At 66.6% G+C, this 16,740-nt stretch carries 16 protein-coding genes; 7 read left to right on the top strand and 9 right to left on the bottom strand.

Going from position 1 to position 16,740, the window contains the following annotated elements:
• Positions 1–10: 10 nt before the first annotated feature.
• The 7 genes from ACQPZQ_RS40800 to ACQPZQ_RS40770 all read left to right on the top strand — a co-directional run bounded on the left by ACQPZQ_RS40800 (position 11) and on the right by ACQPZQ_RS40770 (position 6,610).
• On the top strand, positions 11–946 hold the full coding sequence (locus ACQPZQ_RS40800) for a 3-oxoacyl-[acyl-carrier-protein] synthase III C-terminal domain-containing protein (RefSeq protein WP_433289822.1): 936 nt from the start codon (positions 11–13) through the stop codon (positions 944–946).
• 23 nt (positions 947–969) lie between these two features.
• Positions 970–2,340, top strand: a complete 1,371-nt coding sequence (locus ACQPZQ_RS40795; protein ID WP_433289821.1) for an ATP-grasp domain-containing protein — start codon at positions 970–972, stop codon at positions 2,338–2,340.
• 13 nt (positions 2,341–2,353) lie between these two features.
• Positions 2,354–3,655 (top strand): type III PLP-dependent enzyme, encoded by a 1,302-nt coding sequence (locus ACQPZQ_RS40790; protein WP_433289820.1) that lies wholly within the window; start codon positions 2,354–2,356, stop codon positions 3,653–3,655.
• Between the two features lie 13 nt (positions 3,656–3,668).
• Entirely contained in the window at positions 3,669–3,932 is a 264-nt protein-coding gene (locus ACQPZQ_RS40785; protein WP_433289819.1) for an acyl carrier protein, read from the top strand.
• Positions 3,933–3,991: 59 nt separating this feature from the next.
• Complete coding sequence (locus ACQPZQ_RS40780; protein WP_433289818.1) at positions 3,992–4,831, top strand: hypothetical protein; 840 nt, start codon at positions 3,992–3,994, stop codon at positions 4,829–4,831.
• A 216-nt stretch (positions 4,832–5,047) separates the two neighbouring features.
• Positions 5,048–5,653: a response regulator transcription factor gene (locus ACQPZQ_RS40775; protein ID WP_433289817.1), complete on the top strand. Its 606-nt coding sequence runs from the start codon at positions 5,048–5,050 to the stop codon at positions 5,651–5,653.
• Between the two features lie 9 nt (positions 5,654–5,662).
• Positions 5,663–6,610: an alpha/beta hydrolase gene (locus ACQPZQ_RS40770; protein WP_433289816.1), complete on the top strand. Its 948-nt coding sequence runs from the start codon at positions 5,663–5,665 to the stop codon at positions 6,608–6,610.
• On the opposite strand, the gene ACQPZQ_RS40765 is transcribed toward ACQPZQ_RS40770, so the two are convergent.
• The 9 genes from ACQPZQ_RS40765 to ACQPZQ_RS40725 all read right to left on the bottom strand — a co-directional run bounded on the left by ACQPZQ_RS40765 (position 6,607) and on the right by ACQPZQ_RS40725 (position 16,631).
• Positions 6,607–7,155 (bottom strand): hypothetical protein, encoded by a 549-nt coding sequence (locus ACQPZQ_RS40765; protein WP_433289814.1) that lies wholly within the window; start codon positions 7,153–7,155, stop codon positions 6,607–6,609. The genes ACQPZQ_RS40770 and ACQPZQ_RS40765 overlap by 4 nt on opposite strands.
• Before the next feature lie 501 nt (positions 7,156–7,656).
• Positions 7,657–8,394: a thioesterase II family protein gene (locus ACQPZQ_RS40760; RefSeq protein ID WP_433289813.1), complete on the bottom strand. Its 738-nt coding sequence runs from the start codon at positions 8,392–8,394 to the stop codon at positions 7,657–7,659.
• Complete coding sequence (locus ACQPZQ_RS40755; RefSeq protein WP_433289812.1) at positions 8,391–9,677, bottom strand: cation:proton antiporter; 1,287 nt, start codon at positions 9,675–9,677, stop codon at positions 8,391–8,393. Before ACQPZQ_RS40755 ends, ACQPZQ_RS40760 begins: the two co-directional genes overlap by 4 nt.
• Positions 9,674–10,477, bottom strand: a complete 804-nt coding sequence (locus ACQPZQ_RS40750; protein WP_433289811.1) for a PhzF family phenazine biosynthesis protein — start codon at positions 10,475–10,477, stop codon at positions 9,674–9,676. The genes ACQPZQ_RS40755 and ACQPZQ_RS40750 overlap by 4 nt, the downstream gene beginning before the upstream one ends.
• Entirely contained in the window at positions 10,458–11,576 is a 1,119-nt protein-coding gene (locus ACQPZQ_RS40745; RefSeq protein WP_433289810.1) for a fatty acid desaturase, read from the bottom strand. The genes ACQPZQ_RS40750 and ACQPZQ_RS40745 overlap by 20 nt, the downstream gene beginning before the upstream one ends.
• A 14-nt stretch (positions 11,577–11,590) precedes the next feature.
• Positions 11,591–12,265 (bottom strand): TenA family transcriptional regulator, encoded by a 675-nt coding sequence (locus tag ACQPZQ_RS40740; RefSeq protein ID WP_433289809.1) that lies wholly within the window; start codon positions 12,263–12,265, stop codon positions 11,591–11,593.
• Between the two features lie 7 nt (positions 12,266–12,272).
• Positions 12,273–13,139, bottom strand: a complete 867-nt coding sequence (locus tag ACQPZQ_RS40735; RefSeq protein WP_433289807.1) for an aspartyl/asparaginyl beta-hydroxylase domain-containing protein — start codon at positions 13,137–13,139, stop codon at positions 12,273–12,275.
• The gene (locus tag ACQPZQ_RS40730) at positions 13,136–14,032 is read right to left on the bottom strand and encodes a chlorinating enzyme (RefSeq protein WP_433289805.1); all 897 of its coding nucleotides are present in this window, start codon (positions 14,030–14,032) and stop codon (positions 13,136–13,138) included. The genes ACQPZQ_RS40735 and ACQPZQ_RS40730 overlap by 4 nt, the downstream gene beginning before the upstream one ends.
• A complete protein-coding gene (locus ACQPZQ_RS40725; protein WP_433289804.1) occupies positions 14,022–16,631 on the bottom strand; it encodes an amino acid adenylation domain-containing protein in 2,610 nt (869 codons plus the stop codon). Before ACQPZQ_RS40725 ends, ACQPZQ_RS40730 begins: the two co-directional genes overlap by 11 nt.
• Positions 16,632–16,740: the final 109 nt, after the last annotated feature.

Below are 16,740 nucleotides of genomic sequence, written 5' to 3'. Positions count from 1 at the left end.
GTGGCGCGCGATGACGCACCTGGAGGCCGTGGCAACCTATCTGCCACCAGAAAGCGTTTCCATCGATGAGGCCCTCGCCGGCCTCGATATCAGTGAAACGCAGATCCGGCTTTTCCGGCGATTCTACGGATTCTCGCGGATTCGGCGGGAACCGAAGGCCCGGCTGGCCGACCAGATGCTGTCGACCGCGGCAGGTCTCACGGCACTGCACGGCCGGGAGAAGGACGTGCGCTATGTCGTGCAGGCGCTCACCCTCCCCGTCGCTGCGCCCTATCCGAGCAATCCGGTGCACGATGTGCGCCAGGCGCTGGGGCTCGAACACGCCGTCACCTTCTGCCTGACCCAGCATGCCTGTGCGACCGGGCTGCTCGCCGTCGACGTGTGTGGAAAGCTGCTTGCCGCTGACGGCGATCCGAACGCGTTGGCGTTGATCTTCACCGGGGAGAAGGCCTACACCGCCTACTCGCAGAAGTTCATCATCGACACTGCGGTGATGGGCGAGGGGATGGCCGCGATCCTGGTTCGCCAGGGCGGTGAGCACGACGAGGTCATTTCCTATGTGACCCGCACCCATGGGCAGTTCAACCAGGCACCGTGGTTGACGCACGAACAGGCCAGGGAGTTCGACCAGCTGTATCCCGAGGCCCTCGCCGAGGTGATGCTGGCCGCGATCGAGCAGGCGGGTCTCACCCTGGACGACATCACGTTCGTTCTTCCGCATCATGTCAATCACAACTCGTGGAAGAGGCTGTCCAAGCGTATCGAGATGCCGATGGACAGGATCTTCCTCGAAAACCTTCCGGAAGTCGGCCACTGCTTCTGCGCGGATCCCTTCATCAACTATCTCTCTGTTTCCGAAACTGGTCGCCTGCGTACCGGCGAGTACTACATGATGGTGTCGGTCGGCCTCGGCGCGACATTCTCCGCGATGGTTTTACGGCACTGACGAGAACTCTGGGAGGAAAAGCCGTGCGGGTACTGCCGGACAACTTCAACACCAGACTGAAGTCGGCACTGGTGGGTAGAGCGGACGCGAGCCTGGTGTTTCTGGGAAACTTCGAGGTCGAAGGCCAGTGGGCGGTCGGAGAACTCGGCCTTCGTGGCATCGCCTTGGAGACCGGCCGGGCCGTGGTGAACCGCATGGACGAGTTCGCCCTGCTGCTCGCCACCGAGACCGACCACGTGGTCCTCAAGCAGGAACCCGACGAAGGCTACCTGGGCTATCTGGCCGACCTCGGGCTGGAACTGCCGCGGATCATCACCCCCGGTCGCCAGGATCCGCACCGAGTGGTCACCGAGGACGCGCTGGCCGATCCGGCGACGATCACCCGGCTGGCACAACTGGCGAGCGAGGGCTGCTGGCTGTCTCCGCACGGGGTTTCGACCTTGGAGGAGCAACTCGCGCAGCGATCCGGTCTTCGGCTGGCGGCACCCGACGCAGCGATCTGCAAGGCGGTCAACAGCAAGATCTACAGCAGGCGCCTGGCCGATGAGATCGGTCTGCGGCAGGCACTGGGATGGGCCTGCGACACGCCGGCCGAACTTGACGAGGCCATCGCCGGTGCCCGCGGGCTGCTCGCCGTGGATCGAAAGGTCGTCGTCAAGGACGCGTTCGGCGTCTCGGGTAAGGGCATTGCCGTGATCGAGACCGAGGACCGCCTCGGTCGGCTGCACCGGATGATCGCCCGCAGGGCGGCGGAACAGCGGCGGGTCGGCCTGGTGGTGGAGGAGTGGGTCCCCAAGGCCGCCGACCTCAACTACCAGTTCACGGTGGGACGCGACGGCGCGGTCCGTTTCGACTTCGTCAAACAGGCGTTGACCGACGGCGGGGTGCACAAAGGGCACCGGTTCCCGGTCTCGCTCACGGCGGCACAACTGGACGAACTGGGCCAGGCCGCGCAGCGGATCGGAGAGCGGCTCGCGGGCGACGGCTACTTCGGCGTGGTCGGGGTGGACGCGATGGTCGACCCGGAGGGCGGCCTGTTCCCGCTGGTCGAGATCAACGCGCGCAACAACATGTCCACCTACCAGGCCTTGGTTCAGACGACCTTCGCCGGGGCCGGAAAGGTCGCTCTCGCCAGGCATTACGTGCTCCGGCTCCGGACCGAACTTGCCTTCGACGATCTGCGACGGCTGCTGCACGGCCTCATGATCGATCGCAACACCGGACACGGCCTGCTGGTCAACAACTTCGCCACGGTCAATGCGGCCGGTGCGGTGCGGGGCGCCGGGACCGAGCGGTCGTTCGACGGGCGGCTGTACGGAATGGTGGTCGCGCGGTCGAGCGACGAACTCACGGCCCTGGACGACGAGATCACGGCCCGCCTCGCGGCCGTGTAGGGAGGTGGTGATGATGACCGAATTCGAAGTACAGGGCATACATGTGTCGAAATTGGCCGCGGAGTACGGCACGCCCCTGTTCGTCTACGACGGTGATGTTCTCGTCGGCCAGTACGAAGGTTTGCGGCGGCGGCTGCATCCGAAGCTGGAGATCTTCTTCTCGCTCAAGGCCAACCCGAATGTCTCCGTCTGTGCGCTGCTGCACTCGATGGGTGCGCGGGCGGAAGTGTCGTCCGCGGCGGAACTCGTCACCGCCATTCGCGCCGGAGTTTCGCCGGAGGACATCGTTTTCGTCGGCCCGGGTAAGAGCGCCGACGAGCTGGCTTCCTGCCTGGACGAGGACATCCTCGCCATCGTCTGTGAGTCGCCTGGGGAGTTGGAGTTGATCGACCAGCTCGCGCGCCTACGCGGCAAGGTCGCGCGCGTGGCGCTGCGGATCAACCCCGCATTCGGCGTCAAAGGGTCCGGGCTCACCATGGGCGGCAAGCCCAGACAGTTCGGCATCGACGAGGCGCAGCTCTACGAGCTCGGGAACGCGGCGGAGCGATTCCCCGGTGTTCGGTTGATGGGCGTGCACGTGTACATGGGCACGCGCATCCTCGCCGAGGACGTCGTCATCGAGAACACCAGGCGCGTACTGGATCTGGCTCGGCGGGTGTCGACCCTGCTGGACTTCTCGCTGGAGCTGGTCGACGTCGGCGGTGGCCTCGGCGTGGCGTACTTCGACGGCGAGCGTGACATCGATCCCTCGGTGCTGGCCGCGGGGCTCGAGCCGGTCATCGAGGAGTTCGCTGCCGCCAGTCCGCGAACCAGGCTCGCGATGGAGCTCGGCCGGTACCTCACCGCGCTCGCGGGAACATACGTGGTGCGGGTTCGGTACGTGAAAACCTCGCTAGGACAACACTTCGCGATCACCGACGGCGGCACGCACCACCACATGGCGGCGGTCGGTATCGGTTCGTTCGTGAAGCGGAACTTCCCGATGCGACTGCTCGATGGCGCGGAGGCGCCGAGCGAGAGCTGGACCGTGACCGGACCGCTGTGCACTCCCAACGACACTCTGGCCAAGGGTGTCGCCCTGCCGCCGGTGCGGCCCGGTGATCTCCTGGGTGTGCTGCGATCCGGCGCCTACGGGCCGACTGCCTCGCCGGTGCTGTTCCTCGGCCACGGGGCTCCCGCGGAAGTCTTGGTCCATTGCGGCCGGCCGTACCTGATCCGTGATCGAGATCGCACCGAGGATCTGCTGCGTCCGCAATATCTGCACGACTTCTCGGCGCTCCGGGTGCCGGATCGTCGGACCGATTACCACGACTGAAGGAACTGAAACGATGAACCAGGCTGTGAACCAGGTCGTGATCAGCGACAAGGTCGTCGCCGTCATCGCCGGCATGTTCGAGATCTCGCCCGATCTGCTGGAGTGGGACATGCGACTGGTCGACGATCTCGGGCTCGATTCGACGAGCGCGCTGGAACTGCTCATGCGGATCGAGGACGAGACAGGAGTCGAATTCGACGATGACACGCTGGAGCAGCGGCACTTCGCGACCGTGGGCTCGCTCGTCGGGTACACGCTCGATCAACTGAAAGGATAGGCGGCATGTGTCCCGCAACGTCCTCAGCACTCCCGGCGTCCGGCACACCGACCTTGCGGTTGGCGCGCATCGAACACAGGCAGTTCGGCCGCGGTGAGCCCTACAGTTCCGAATTCGTGAACTACTTCGCGGATCTGGCCGGGCAATTCGAGCGGCCCTTCTGCGAAGAGTACTTCACGGGTGCGGCGCCGAACTCGTTCACCGATATGATCGCTGAAATCTTGCCGGCCGCAGCGCATCCGGGCGAAGTCTTCGATCTCGCGCTCATCACGCATTCCACACCGGATTCCAGACCCACGCGGCCGGCTTGCTATCTGTCGAACGTCCTCGCTGGAACGCCCTTGTCCTTCGCGTTGTCGGAACAGGGCGTCACGGCGCCGTTCACTGCGATGCGGATCACCGGTGAATACGCGCGGGACGCGGCGTTTCGCAGAGCGATGGTGATATCTCTGGACCAGAGCTTCCTGTGGAACGGCGCCGAGGCCCGGCTGCCGGAGGGAACGCGGATGCCGGGCCGCGATTCGGCGGTCGTGTTGGTTCTGGCGCCCGACGGTGCGCTCGGTTCGATGTCGGTCCGGAACTTCGCGGATGTGGCAGCCGGTGAGGTGTGCCGACTGGTGGTCGAGCAGTTACGGGACCTCGCCGCATCCCGGACACCGATGACGACGATCGCCGGAATCGGGGTCGATCCCGACCTCGCCCAGGACTTCCCGATCCGATGGGCGCCCGAAGATCTGCCCTGCACCGGGGTGTGGTCGGAACTCGCCGACGGCCTCGAGCAGTGGACGGCGACCGGACAGCGGGTGGTTCTGGTCGACTACGACCCGGTATTGCGTTACCTGTCCTTCTGTACGGTTGACGTGCCGCGGGCCGAGCCGGGACCGTTGGCAGGGGTGTGACAGCGGATGCGGCAGCATCATGCCGTCAGCAGGTCCCGGCCATCCGAAAAATATGCACGGTCGAGCACCATGATCACCTGTTAAATTAATTTTCGGCGGCTACGAAGGCCTCCGCTGCCAAAGGTCGAGAATTGTTGACAGGGGACTGCGATGACCGAGGTTTCTATCGAGTACGCCCGTGCCGGAATGTCTGGACAATTGGCGTACGCTCTGCTGGTGGAGAACGACGTGCTGCGCCGGGAACTGGCGATGGTGCTGCGCCGCTTCCCCGCCGTCGACGCCATTCATCAGTGTCCGGACTGGGTCGAGGTGGAGCGGCTGCTGAGTTCGGTCAGGATCGATGTCCTGATCGTGACATCCGGCGAAGGGCATCGGCTGCGCGCGTTGGGGTGGCATGACTCCCGACCCAAGGTGCTCATGCTCATCGATGAGGAGCAGGCCGCCGACCCTGGCCCGCTGGCCGATCTTCCGGTGGACGGATTCCTGTTGCGCCAGCAGTTGTCAGCCCGGTCGCTGCACGATGCGTTACGCCGAATGAGGAGCGGGGAGATCCCGATGCCGACCGTGCTCACGAGGCAGTTGCTCGGCCGGGTCGGTGCCCAATCCGGAAATCTGCGCCCGGTGTCTCTCACCGCCCGGGAGAACGAGACGCTCGCACTGCTCGCCGAGGGATTGAGTAACAAGCAGATCGCGCGCCGACTCAGGATTTCCGAGCACGGTGTGAAACGTCTGGTGGGTAGCTTGTTGCTGAAGCTCGGCTCGCCGAACCGGACGACAGCCGTCGTCACGGCCATGAAGTTCGGAATCATCGACGGCGTGTGACCGGAGGAGATGGTCGTGGTACTCCATCCGCAGACGGAAGCGGTATTGCAGCTGATGACGGCGTCCTACCCCGATATCGGCGCAGGCGTCACCGATGCCGCGGCTGCCCGGCGGGTGCTGAGCCGCGTCAAGCAGCCACCGGCGCCGCGACTGCCGCGGGTGGAAGACCGGGTCATAGCCGGCCCGCCCGATATCGCGGTGCGGATCTACTGGCCGAGTGTTCAGTCCGGGCCGCATCCCGTGATCGTTTATTTCCACGGCGGTGGCTTCGTCCTGTGTGGTCTGGACACCCATGATGGTCTCTGCCGGATTCTGGCCTCCGGTGTTCCGGCGATCGTCATCTCCGTCGACTACCGGCTCTCACCCGAACACAAGTACCCCGCTGCGGTCGCGGACGCCTACCGTGCGGTGTCCTGGGCGTACAAGAATGCGGTCTCGCTCGGCGGTGATCCGAGGCGGATCGTTGCGGCGGGCGACAGCGCGGGCGGGAATCTGGCGACGGTGACCTGTCTGCGGATCCGCGACAGCGGCGGTCCGCCGGTCGCGTTCCAGCTGCTGCTCTACCCGTGGCTGGACTTCATGGCCGATCTGCCGTCGCGCCGGGACAACGCCGATGGCTACTACCTGACTGCGACCCACCTGCGCTGGTTCGAACAGCAGTATCTGAACGAGCCCGTCGAGGCGACCCACCCGTACGTGTCGCCGCTTCGTGCGGAGAGCCTGGCCGATCTGCCTCCCGCGATGGTGCTCACCGCGGAATACGATCCGCTCCGGGACGAGGGCGAAGCCTACGGTTCGCGGCTGGCCGAGGCCGGTGTGCCGGTACAGGTTCACCGAGCCGATGGGCTGTTCCACTGCTTTCTTGCCATGGTCGACTTCCTGCCGGGCGCCCGGGAAGCGGCTGACACCGTATGCGCGGCAGTGCGTTCGGCGGTCGGCTCGCACCAGCACGACTAATAGGTCTTGTGTAGCCGGAGCACCGTCGTGCTGTGCTCCGCAGCCGAATCCGGCGCCGGCATCAGTAGTCCCCACCGGCTGGCCAGTGCGACGGCCTCGTGCCGGTTGCGTACACCCATGCGGGCATAGAGGTCGGCGAGCCGGCGGAAGATCTCGCGCTGCGAATACCCCTCGTTGCGGGCGAGGCGCACGACCGAAGTGCCCCGGGCGATGGCGCGCAGCCACCGAACCTCGTCGTCACGAAGGGTCCTGCCCTCGGGACGTTCGACGGAGGAGTCCGCCAGCGACCGCACGATCGGAGTCGGGAGCAGGGTCTGTCCGGCGATGGCCGCACGCAGCACTGCGACGATGTCGTCGGGCGTGGAATCCCACAGCACCCCGGCATGGGCGCCGGCTCGCAGTGCGCCGTGGAAGTCCGCGATCGACGGCGAAACCAGAACCGCCACCACGATCAGGTCCGGGAAGTCCGCCACAAGTTCGCGGATGGTGTGCATATCCGCGGTATGGACGGTCACCACAGCGGCATCGATTCGGTCGTAGGACATCCGGAGATCCGGAGGCTCGGGCTCGGCGATCGCGAAACCGCCTTGTTCGAGTACGGCCGCGAGCCCAGCGCGAAACGTCGGAATACGATCGACGACTGCTACCGTCCCAGTCACAACTCGTCTGCCTTCGTGGATATCGGTCGCCGAGGCGAGCGTCGGGGTGTCGGTGCGGTTTCCGTCTGTGAGCCAGGCCTGCCGAGCAGGGCGTCCCGCGGCGGTACTCCGCTGCGGGTGTGAGCCGCGGAGGTGGCGATCCGGACCGCTGGGACGATGTGCTCGCCCGGCTCGGACCTGCTGATCACCCCCATCCTCCCGGCCGTTGACGACCTGATGAGTAGATCTGTCCGAATCACAGAACCTCCCCGGAGTCCTCCGGTGTTCGAGCCCTCACCGTCGTCCCGCGGGTGTCCGATCGAATCGCGTTGACAGGCATGAGGGGAGTGCGCGGATACCCGTGTCAAGGTGCTTCGGATAGTCGATCGAGAGCGCCGGAACCCGGCGTCAGACACGTCTTCGAATACCCGCGCAAAGCGTCTCGAGCAGTTCCGTCGGCGCGTCGAGGAACCGCTCGTGGCGGCCGCCGAATCGTTCGAACGTGGTGTCGCCGCACATCGACCAACCGGCCATCTGCTCGGGGCGGACCTCGTCGTCGTCGGTCCAGCCGATGGCTGTGATCGGACAGGTCACCCGGAGGGGTTCGGGCACGATGTAGCGCCGGTTCAACTCGATGTCGGCGCGCAGCATCGCGAGGTACACGGCCACCAGCTGGGGGTGTGGTTCCTTGCCCTGGGCGCGGATCGTGGACTCCAGCTCCGCAACCAGTGCTGCGTCGTCCATGTCCAGCATTCGTCCGGCCGGACCGTCTTGCGGGGCCACTTGCGACGATACGTACAGACGTGCCGGCGACGCGCCACCCGCGGCCTGGAGCTGCGTGGTCACGTCGTACGCGATCAGGCCTGACCAGCAGTGACCGAAGAACGCGAACGGGACGTCCAGGTAGCGGCCGAGTCCGTCGATCATGTCGTGGGCCAGCTCACCGAAGGTGTCCGGCATCGATTCGCTGAAGCGGGTCAGCCGTCCCGGCAGTTCGACCGGCAGGAATTCGATGCCGCGCAATTCGTCGGGCCACTTGCCGAACACCGCGGCGCCGTAGCCGGCGTGGGGGAGGCAGAAGACCCGCCCGGCCGCTGCAGGGGACGGCTTTCGGGGAAGCCAGGCGCCCGTGCCGATGACGGTCATGACAGCGCCTCCGACTCGGAAATGGTGGTCCGGGGCGCCATGTCGGTACGGGCCCGCGACTCGGGGTAGACGACACGGAGCAGCACTCCGGTCATAGCGGTCGTCACCAGCGCCATCACGACCATCAGTGAGTAGAGCCCGGTGTCGATCACGTGCAACTGCAGACCGACGGTCAGAGCGATGAGTTCGGTGAGTCCCCGGGTATTGAGCAGGATCGCGAGTACGGCCGAGTGGCGCGTCCGCACTCCACTGAGCCGCGCGCCCGCGAACGCGCCGATGCCCTTACCGCCGATCGCGACGAGCAGGATCAGTCCCAGATCCAGGAGCGCGGTCCCGTCGACCTTCGACAGGTCGACACTGGTTCCCGCGACCATGAAGAAGATCGGTAGCAGGAGCACCGAGCAGATCCGGCCGATCCGCCGCTCCGTCCACGCGCGCAGCCGCACACCCTGATCGCGCGGCATGGCCACGCCGAACAGGAAAGCGCCGAAGATGAGGTGCAGGCCCATCCACTGGGTCGCCTCCGCGGACAGCCACAATCCGGCCGCCACGATGACCAGGATCCCGGCCGTGCCGACCCGACGGGAGACCGGACGCTTCGTCCAGCCGGCCGTCTCCGCCGCCGCGGCCAGCCGGACCAGCAGCGGCCGAACCACGAGCAGCAGACCCGCGGCGTACGGCACGACCAGCAGCACCTGCCACAGGCCCCCGACCGCGCCGGCCAGAGCGGTGACCACGGCCAGCAGCGACCAGGCCAGGATGTCGTCGATGGACGCGCAGGCCAGCGCCAGCGCGCCGATCGGTGTTGCCAGGAGGCCCCGGTCGGTCAGAATCCGGGCCAGCACCGGGAAGGCGGTGATCGCCATCGCCGTTCCCAGGAACAGGACGAACGCGGGTTGCTTGGTGCCGGGATGGTGGCCGAGCAGGTAGATCGCCAGCACAGCGCCCAGGGCGAACGGCAGGAAGATCGCGCAGAACGCCACGCCGGAGGCAATGCGGCCTTGGCCGCGCAGCAGGCTCCGATCGAGCTCTACACCGACGAGGAACATAAAGACGGCGACGCCGACGTTGGCGAGCATGGTCAGCCATGACTGGACCTCGGCCGGGAACAGCGCGCGGGTGAGTGCGCCGCCGAACAAGGTGGGCCCCAACAGGATGCCGCCGAGAATCTCGCCGATCACGGGCGGCTGGCCCAGCCGGCGAGCCAGCAGTCCGAGTGCCCGTGCCAGGCCTGCGATCACGACCAGATCCAGTGACAGGACCGCGGCCGTGTGGGCGGTCATCCGGTCATCCCATCGAGCTGTGGTGCTCGATCGTCGTAGACCCCGTCGCGAAGTATCGCCGTGCCGAGCACCTGGACCCGTTCCCCGGAGTCACGCAACTCGAGCCGGCCGCCGCGCTCGGACAGCTGCACCGCGGTGAGCCGTTCCTTGCCCAGCCGCCGCCCCCAGTACGGGATGAGCTTGCAGTGCGCGGTGACACACACCTGGTCCTCGTTGACCCCGAGGGCCGGGAAGAACGTCCGGGAGACGAAATCCACGCCGTCGCCGCCGCGTGCGGTCACGATGTGGCCGCGGAAAGGCTGTGCGGCCAGCGCCGCGAAGTCCGGGCACAGGGACTCCACCGCTGTAGGCGATTCGACCTCGATCAGGACGTCGTCGCCCGACACCGCGCAGGACACGGCATCCGTGCCGAGTGCGTCGAGCAGGCCGGGCGGTGGGGCGCAGTCGGTCAGCGACGAGGTGGGCAGGTCGATGGCGATCAGATCCTCGAGCCGCTCCGCGTGCAGCACGCCGTTGGCGGAGACGAAGGTCAACCGGGTCTTGTCGTTGTCGGAGAACAGGACCCGTGCGCTGGCGACCGTCGCGTGCCCGCACAAGTTGATCTCCTTGTACGGGGTGAACCAGCGCACCCGGTACTCCCCGGCCCGGGTCGGTACCACGAAGGCCGTTGTCGGCAGCCCGATTCGGTGCGCCGTCTGCTGCATCTCGGTGCCGGAGGGAAACTCCGGGGCCTGGATGACCGCGGCCGGGTTCCCTGCGCACTGTGCGTCGGCGAAGGTGTCAACGATGTGATGGCGCATTGCCTCGGTCCTCCTCCCGGGTGGACAGGCTTCGGAACATCAGATCTATGGCCGCCCCCATGCCCCAGACCTCCCGGTACGGCGGTCCTTCCGGCCCCGTGTCGATGTCCCGCTGGCGCGCGTAGGCGACCGTGGTCCACTCCGGTGTGGAGGGATACCGGTGGTGGTAGTCGTGGTTCGGCAGGTCTCCGACCACGACCAGCAGCCGTGAGGGCACGTGGTAGCAGAGGGTGGCCGCCGCCCACCGCAGCCCCGCCAGCGCCCCGTCGCCGCGGGCCGGAACGGCTGACCCGCAGAACCGGGCAGCGGTATTGGCCGCTGTGTAGAACCGGTGGCCGAGTTCGGGATCGCGCGGCGCCAGCCACTCGTGTTCGCCCATCCGATCCAGCAGTGCGCTGAGCTGCGCGAACAGAATGACCGGCACGACGAATGCCAGCGGCAGCACCAGCCAGCCGTTCGGCAGCCAGAACGGCATCGACAGCCACCAGCCGAGCCACGCGGTGAACGCGAGCAGGCGTACGGGCCCGCCCTTGAGGTTGCTGACGAACCGGCCGGCGAAGCCGTTCCAGTAGAAGACCGGCGACAGGAACACCACCCAGGCGCGCCGCCACAGGGTGGTCCTGCTGAGTCCCGGCCGGAAGCCGAGGGCTTGCAGGGACTGGAATGGCGGGTCGGCCTCGGTGGCGAAGATCTCCCGGCGGTGATGGTTGTCGAAATGCTCCTCCTTGAAGTCCCGGAAGGTGTGGAACACCGACAGCACCGTGACGACCTCACCCCAGAACGCGTCCCATCGTTTGCTGCCGGAGAACCGCCGATGCAACGCCTGGTGGGCGATGACCAGAACCATGAGCCGCTCCCCGTGCACCGTGAGCAGCCAGCCCACCAGCAGCGCGAGGTACCACTGCGGGAACATCAATGTCAGGGCGAGCGTGGACACGGCCAGACCGACGAGGAATACGGTGAGTGTCATGGCCAGGTAGGTGGACCAGGTATGCCGGATGAGTGGTCTCTGCCCCGGCAGCGCCCGGCCGGTCTGCCAGGTCCAGAAATGCTGTGTCCAGCCGGGAAAACGCAGGTAGCTGGCCCGTACATCGTCCATGACACGCACCTCGATCAGACGCCGACGCCGGTCTCTGTGGCGAGCCGGTCGAAGAACGCCGTCCAGAGTCCCCACATCTCATCGGCGGAGCGCAGAACGGTGTCTTCCTGCTCGGCGCTCATCCCGCTCAGCAGTGCGTGGTTGGCCTGGTCGACGTGATCAGGTTCCTGTTGCACGTGGATGGTGACCCACGCGTTGTCGGTGACCCCGGTCGCGTGCTCGACGGCCTTGCCGATGCTGGACACCATGAGCAGGTCGGTGTTCTCGGTGGCGAAGATGAATCCGAGCGCGCTCTCCGCCGCCTCCGAGGCCCGGCGATATCCATCGACCAATGCGGCGGTCTGCTGGTACGGCGCGGTCCCGGTGACCCGCTCGGCGTCGAATCCGCATTTACGCATCGAGTCGACGTAGATCACCTCGTGCGCCCTGGCTGCCTTGCCACCGCCCGTCTCCTGGTTCAGGATCCGGGTGATCGCGCTCTTGGCGGCGATGTCCGGCAGAACGGATACGCAGCGGGCGAGGAACGTCGGGAAGTAGTGCAGCGGGTGCCACCATTGCTCGATGAGAATGACGGCCTGTTCCTGGGTGAGTTCGGCGCTGTCGACGCCCGTGAAGAACGGGTGCTCGCGGAAGTGCTGGTACACCGGGCTGGCGTCGAGCCGGTCGCCCACCGTTAGCGTGGTAGTCATTCTTCTCCTACTCCTTGCCGTCAGATCGATTGAGTGTGAAGTAGCTCAGCAGTTCGAGAGCGTGTGACAACACGGCCGGATCCTTGCTGGCGCGGGCGAGAGAGGTGATGGTGTCCCAGGCGAAGTCCGCGCCGCCGTCCCAGCGGAAGTGCGTCTTGATGACGATGCTGAAGATTTCTCCGAAGTTGTCCATCGTCAGCAGGTCCGCCAATCGCAGCAGCTCCGCGCGCTGGGAGTCGGGCAGCGGTGGCCGCGCCACCCGTGACCGGGCCGGGATCCGATCGTCCGTCTCGACCTGCGCCACGTTCACCAGCGGCCCGGTGCCAGCCCGATCGGCGAAGTCGAGCATGAGATGTATGCGCGGTGTGCGGGTCAGCGACACCACCGAATGGATCTGCGCCGCGTCGAAGAACCAGACCTCGCCCCTCCGCATCCGGTACACGACGTTGTCGGCGCTGAAGAAACAGCTGTCATGCGTGACGAGCGGAATATGCATCCGATGAGCCGGTTTTGCGCCCTCGGGCACGTCGGTCAGCTCGAGGTAGTCGCGATGCGGCATGATCACGCTGTCGGACACCTCGACCAGCCGGACGAACTGCAGCCGGTCCAGGTCGGCCAGATCTGAGATGAGCTCCTGGAGATAGGGGAGCTTGGTTCCGTACTCGGTGAACGCAGGTCGCTGGTCGTAGGTGTATTCGGTGACCAGGCCGCTCCCGATGTCGCCGCCGGCGGCCCACAGTATAGCGTTCTTCCACGGGCCGCCGATGAGGTAGTTGCTGTAGGCCTCGGAGTAGCGGAACGACTCCGCCTGCGCGAGGTCCTGCGCCAGTCGCTCCTCATCGAGCGGAATGTCCGCCACGTATTGGGTCTTCATCCGACTACGCTTCCCTTTTCCACGGGGGTGAACGGCTCGCCCCAGGCGTTCTCGTGCGCCATTCGGTTGAGCCCGTACCTGTCTTCGCCTGCCACAAGGACACTGCCGTGCCGGTCGAGTTCGAAGTGGTGGCCGAACTCGTCGAACTCGGTCATCCCGCCGTAGACCCGGACATGGGTGGGCACCACGCGGATGGCGAAGCCCATACGCTGGCGGCGGCTGACATTGGGAGCGGAGCCATGGATGCAGCGCGCGGTGAAGATGAAGAACTGACCGGGACGCATCTCCAGGTACTGAACGTCCTCCTGCTCCGGATCCCAGTTCTTGTCGATCTTGATGTCGTCATAATTGTAGCCGAAGAACGAGTTGCTCTTGGCGGCGTTGTTCCACTTCATCGGCGCGTGCTCGTCGTAGCGCCACTTCCGATGGCTGCCGGGGATCACTTTCATGCAGGCGTTTTCCTTCGCCGCCTCGGTGAACGCCACCCAGCAGGTCAGCTCGGTCGGGACGCCCGGCGAATGCTCGGTCGCCTCGAGCATGCCCTTACTGGTCTCGCCGATCGCATAGGTTTCCACCTGATGCCAGCCGGTACCGGCGTCGCCGGGGTTCTTCGGGAAGAACTCGGTGCGCCAGCAGAGGATGTCCGGACCGATGAGCGCCTGCATCCGCCGGACGATCTCCGGTTCGGTGATGAGCTTGCTCAGCCCGGGGATGTCCAGGTGCCGGTCGTAGTTCACCGGATTGTCGAAGACCTTGCGTGCGCCGGCCTCCGGACTGAGCAGCGCTTTGCGCTGTTCCTTCCACCACGCGGTCATCTCGTCGGGCTCGAACAGGGTGAACGGCCCGATGTACCCCTGTTCGGCGAATGTCGTCGCGTCGTCCTCAAGATCCATGCTGCGTGCTCCCTTCTGCGCCGACCCGTTCCAGCGCAGCGTCGAGCCGCGCCGCCGCCTCGGCGACGTTGTCTCCTCTGATGAATGTCCAGTGCTCGCCGGTGATCGGAACGACCGTCAGCGGGCCGGTGCACAGTCCCCGCATGGCGGCTGTCAACTTCGCGCGGAGTTCCGGCTCGGCCCCTGCGGCCTCGAAGAGGTGGACCGGTCCGGGATACGGGTGGGGCTCGTACCGCATCGCTGCGTTCATGCATGCCCGAGCGGTGTCCAGCACCTTGCGCAGATAGGTACTCGACGCCTTGGTCGTGATGGGCGCGCCCATCAACTGGAGCCAGGTCGGTCCGGACGTCAGCTCGACCAGTTCGGCATGGGTAGTGGCCGGGTCGTCCAGCCGGGCCGTCACGGTGTCGAGCATGTGCAGGAACGGGGTCTCCGCCATCGGAAGCCCGGTGATCGGATCGATGACCGGATTGGCATCGAACAGGCCCAGGAATCTGACATCGGCCCCCGCGGCGCGCAGTTGCTGCGCCATCTCGTAGGCCAGGACACCACCGAACGACCAGCCTGCCAGCCAGTACGGTCCGTCCGGTTCGATGCTGCGCAGTTGCTCGACGTGGGTCCGCGCGATGTCGGTCAGCGTGCTGCCGAACTTCGGCGGGTCGCCTGCCCAGCCGATTCCGAGCAGCCGGACGGGCGCGGCGGAGGCATGGGCCAGTTCCCGATAGCCCAGCAACTCACCGCCGAGCGGGTGCACGAGGTAGACGCCACGGCCGGACGAGCCGGGGCGCAGCGTGACGATCTGCGATGACCGGTGCTGCGATCGCGGTGCCGAGGTGGACCCGAGTGCGTCGGCCAGTTCGTCGACCGTGGTGTAGTCCAACAACAGCGACAGCTCCACCGGATGACCTAGGACCTGCCCGAGTTCGGCCACCACCCAGGTGGCCAGCAGTGAATCGCCGCCGACGTCGAAGAAGTCGTCGTCTCCGGCGAACTCGTCGTGGCCGAGTACCCGGGCCCAGATATCGGTGATGGCGTCGGTGAGCGATGCCGCGTCCGCGACCGGCGTCTTCTCTTGCCCGGCAGGCAGTTCCAGCTCTGCCAGTGCGCGGCGATCGATCTTGCCCGTCGTTGTCCGGGGCAGTGCCGCCACATGGACGTACCGTGCCGGAATCATGTAGGCGGGGAGCAGGCCGCGCAGGTGTTCGATGATGTCCCGGTGCGCGACCGGGCCATGGGTCTGCACGTATCCGACCAGCACCGAGACGCCGTCTGCTATCTCGCGCAGATCGATTGCGGCCGCGTCGATCCCGGGGTGGCGCAGCAGGGCTTGCTCCACCTCGCCCGGTTCGACGCGGAAACCGCGAACCTTGAGCTGTCCGTCGGCACGGCCGAGGAACTCGTGGTGGCCATCGGCGGACGCGCGAACCAGATCGCCGGTGCGGTACAGCCGCTCACCAGGGTCGAACGGGCTGGCGATGAACCGCTCCGAGGTCTGGGCCGGGTCTCCCAGATACCCGTGGGCCAGGCCGGTGCCGCCGACGTACAGCTCACCGACGTCACCGTCGGGAAGGGCGCGCAGCTGCCCGTCCAGCACCCGGCAGACCACTCCGCCCACTGGCGCGCCGATGCCCGGCATCTCCGGCCACCCGGTCGGGTCGGAAGGCAGGGTCAGGCTGGTGACCAGGTGCGCCTCGGTCGGACCGTAGTGGTTGTCCAGCCGGCAGTGGGGCAGGGCGGCGAACAGGTCGCGGATGGCCGGGGTGACGATCAGCCGCTCGCCGGCCGTCACGATGTGTCGAAGCGAGTCCGGGGTCAGCCTCCGGCGACCGGCCTCGACGGCTAGCAGCTGCAGGGCGACGTACGGCAGGAACAACCGCTCGATCCGGTGGCGCACGATCGCATCCAGCAATGCGGCGGGATCGCGGCGCACCTGCTCGGGCGCAACCACCAGGCAACCGCCCGCGGCCAGGGTCGAGAGCACCTCCTGAAACGTCACGTCGAAGGAGGTCGCGGTGAACTGCAGTGTCCGCAGCCCGGTTTCACCGCTGGCGAGCTGCCAGGAGATCAGCCGGGACAGGCCGCGATGGGGCATCCCGACACCCTTGGGGACGCCGGTGGATCCAGAGGTGTGCATCACGTACGCGAGCGCGTCCTGGTCAACCGGTGTCGCGTCGAAAGTTGCCGGGAGCCCAACGGGATCCACAACGGTGATTCCGCTCGGCAGCCGCTCCGCGCCGGCACGGTCGGCGACCGCTACTCCGCAGCCGAGGCGCCGCACCATCGCAGCCGTGCGCGCGTCGGGGGCGGTGATGTCCAGCGGGCAGTAGGCGCCACCGGCGGTGAGCACCGCCAGCATGGCGATCACTGTGTCGGTCGAGCGCTCGAGAAGTACCGCCACGGGGTGCTGTGGACCGGCACCGGCCACGCGCAGCCGTTGCGCCAATGCGTCGACCCGGTCGATCAGCGCGGTGTAGGTCAGCGACTCGCGATCGTCGACCAACGCCTCTCGGTACCCGGCGGCTCGGGCCTGAGCACGGATCAGCTCGAGTGGGAACGCGGTTTTCGGGCCGTCGGCCACCGATGGTGTCACGGTTTCCATGCATCGCCTTCCGATCGGACCCGCTACGCCGGCATCTGCTATATGCAGGACTCGACGCTAAGTTCCCGAGATTCGGAAACGGCAGTCACGTGATCAGGTGACGTAGCCC

Source organism: Pseudonocardia sp. CA-142604, assembly GCF_050948475.1.
Taxonomy (GTDB): Bacteria; Actinomycetota; Actinomycetes; order Mycobacteriales; family Pseudonocardiaceae; genus Pseudonocardia; species Pseudonocardia alaniniphila.
The sequence above is the reverse complement of the archived record's forward strand: the minus strand, read 5'-3'. Positions and strand labels throughout refer to the sequence as shown.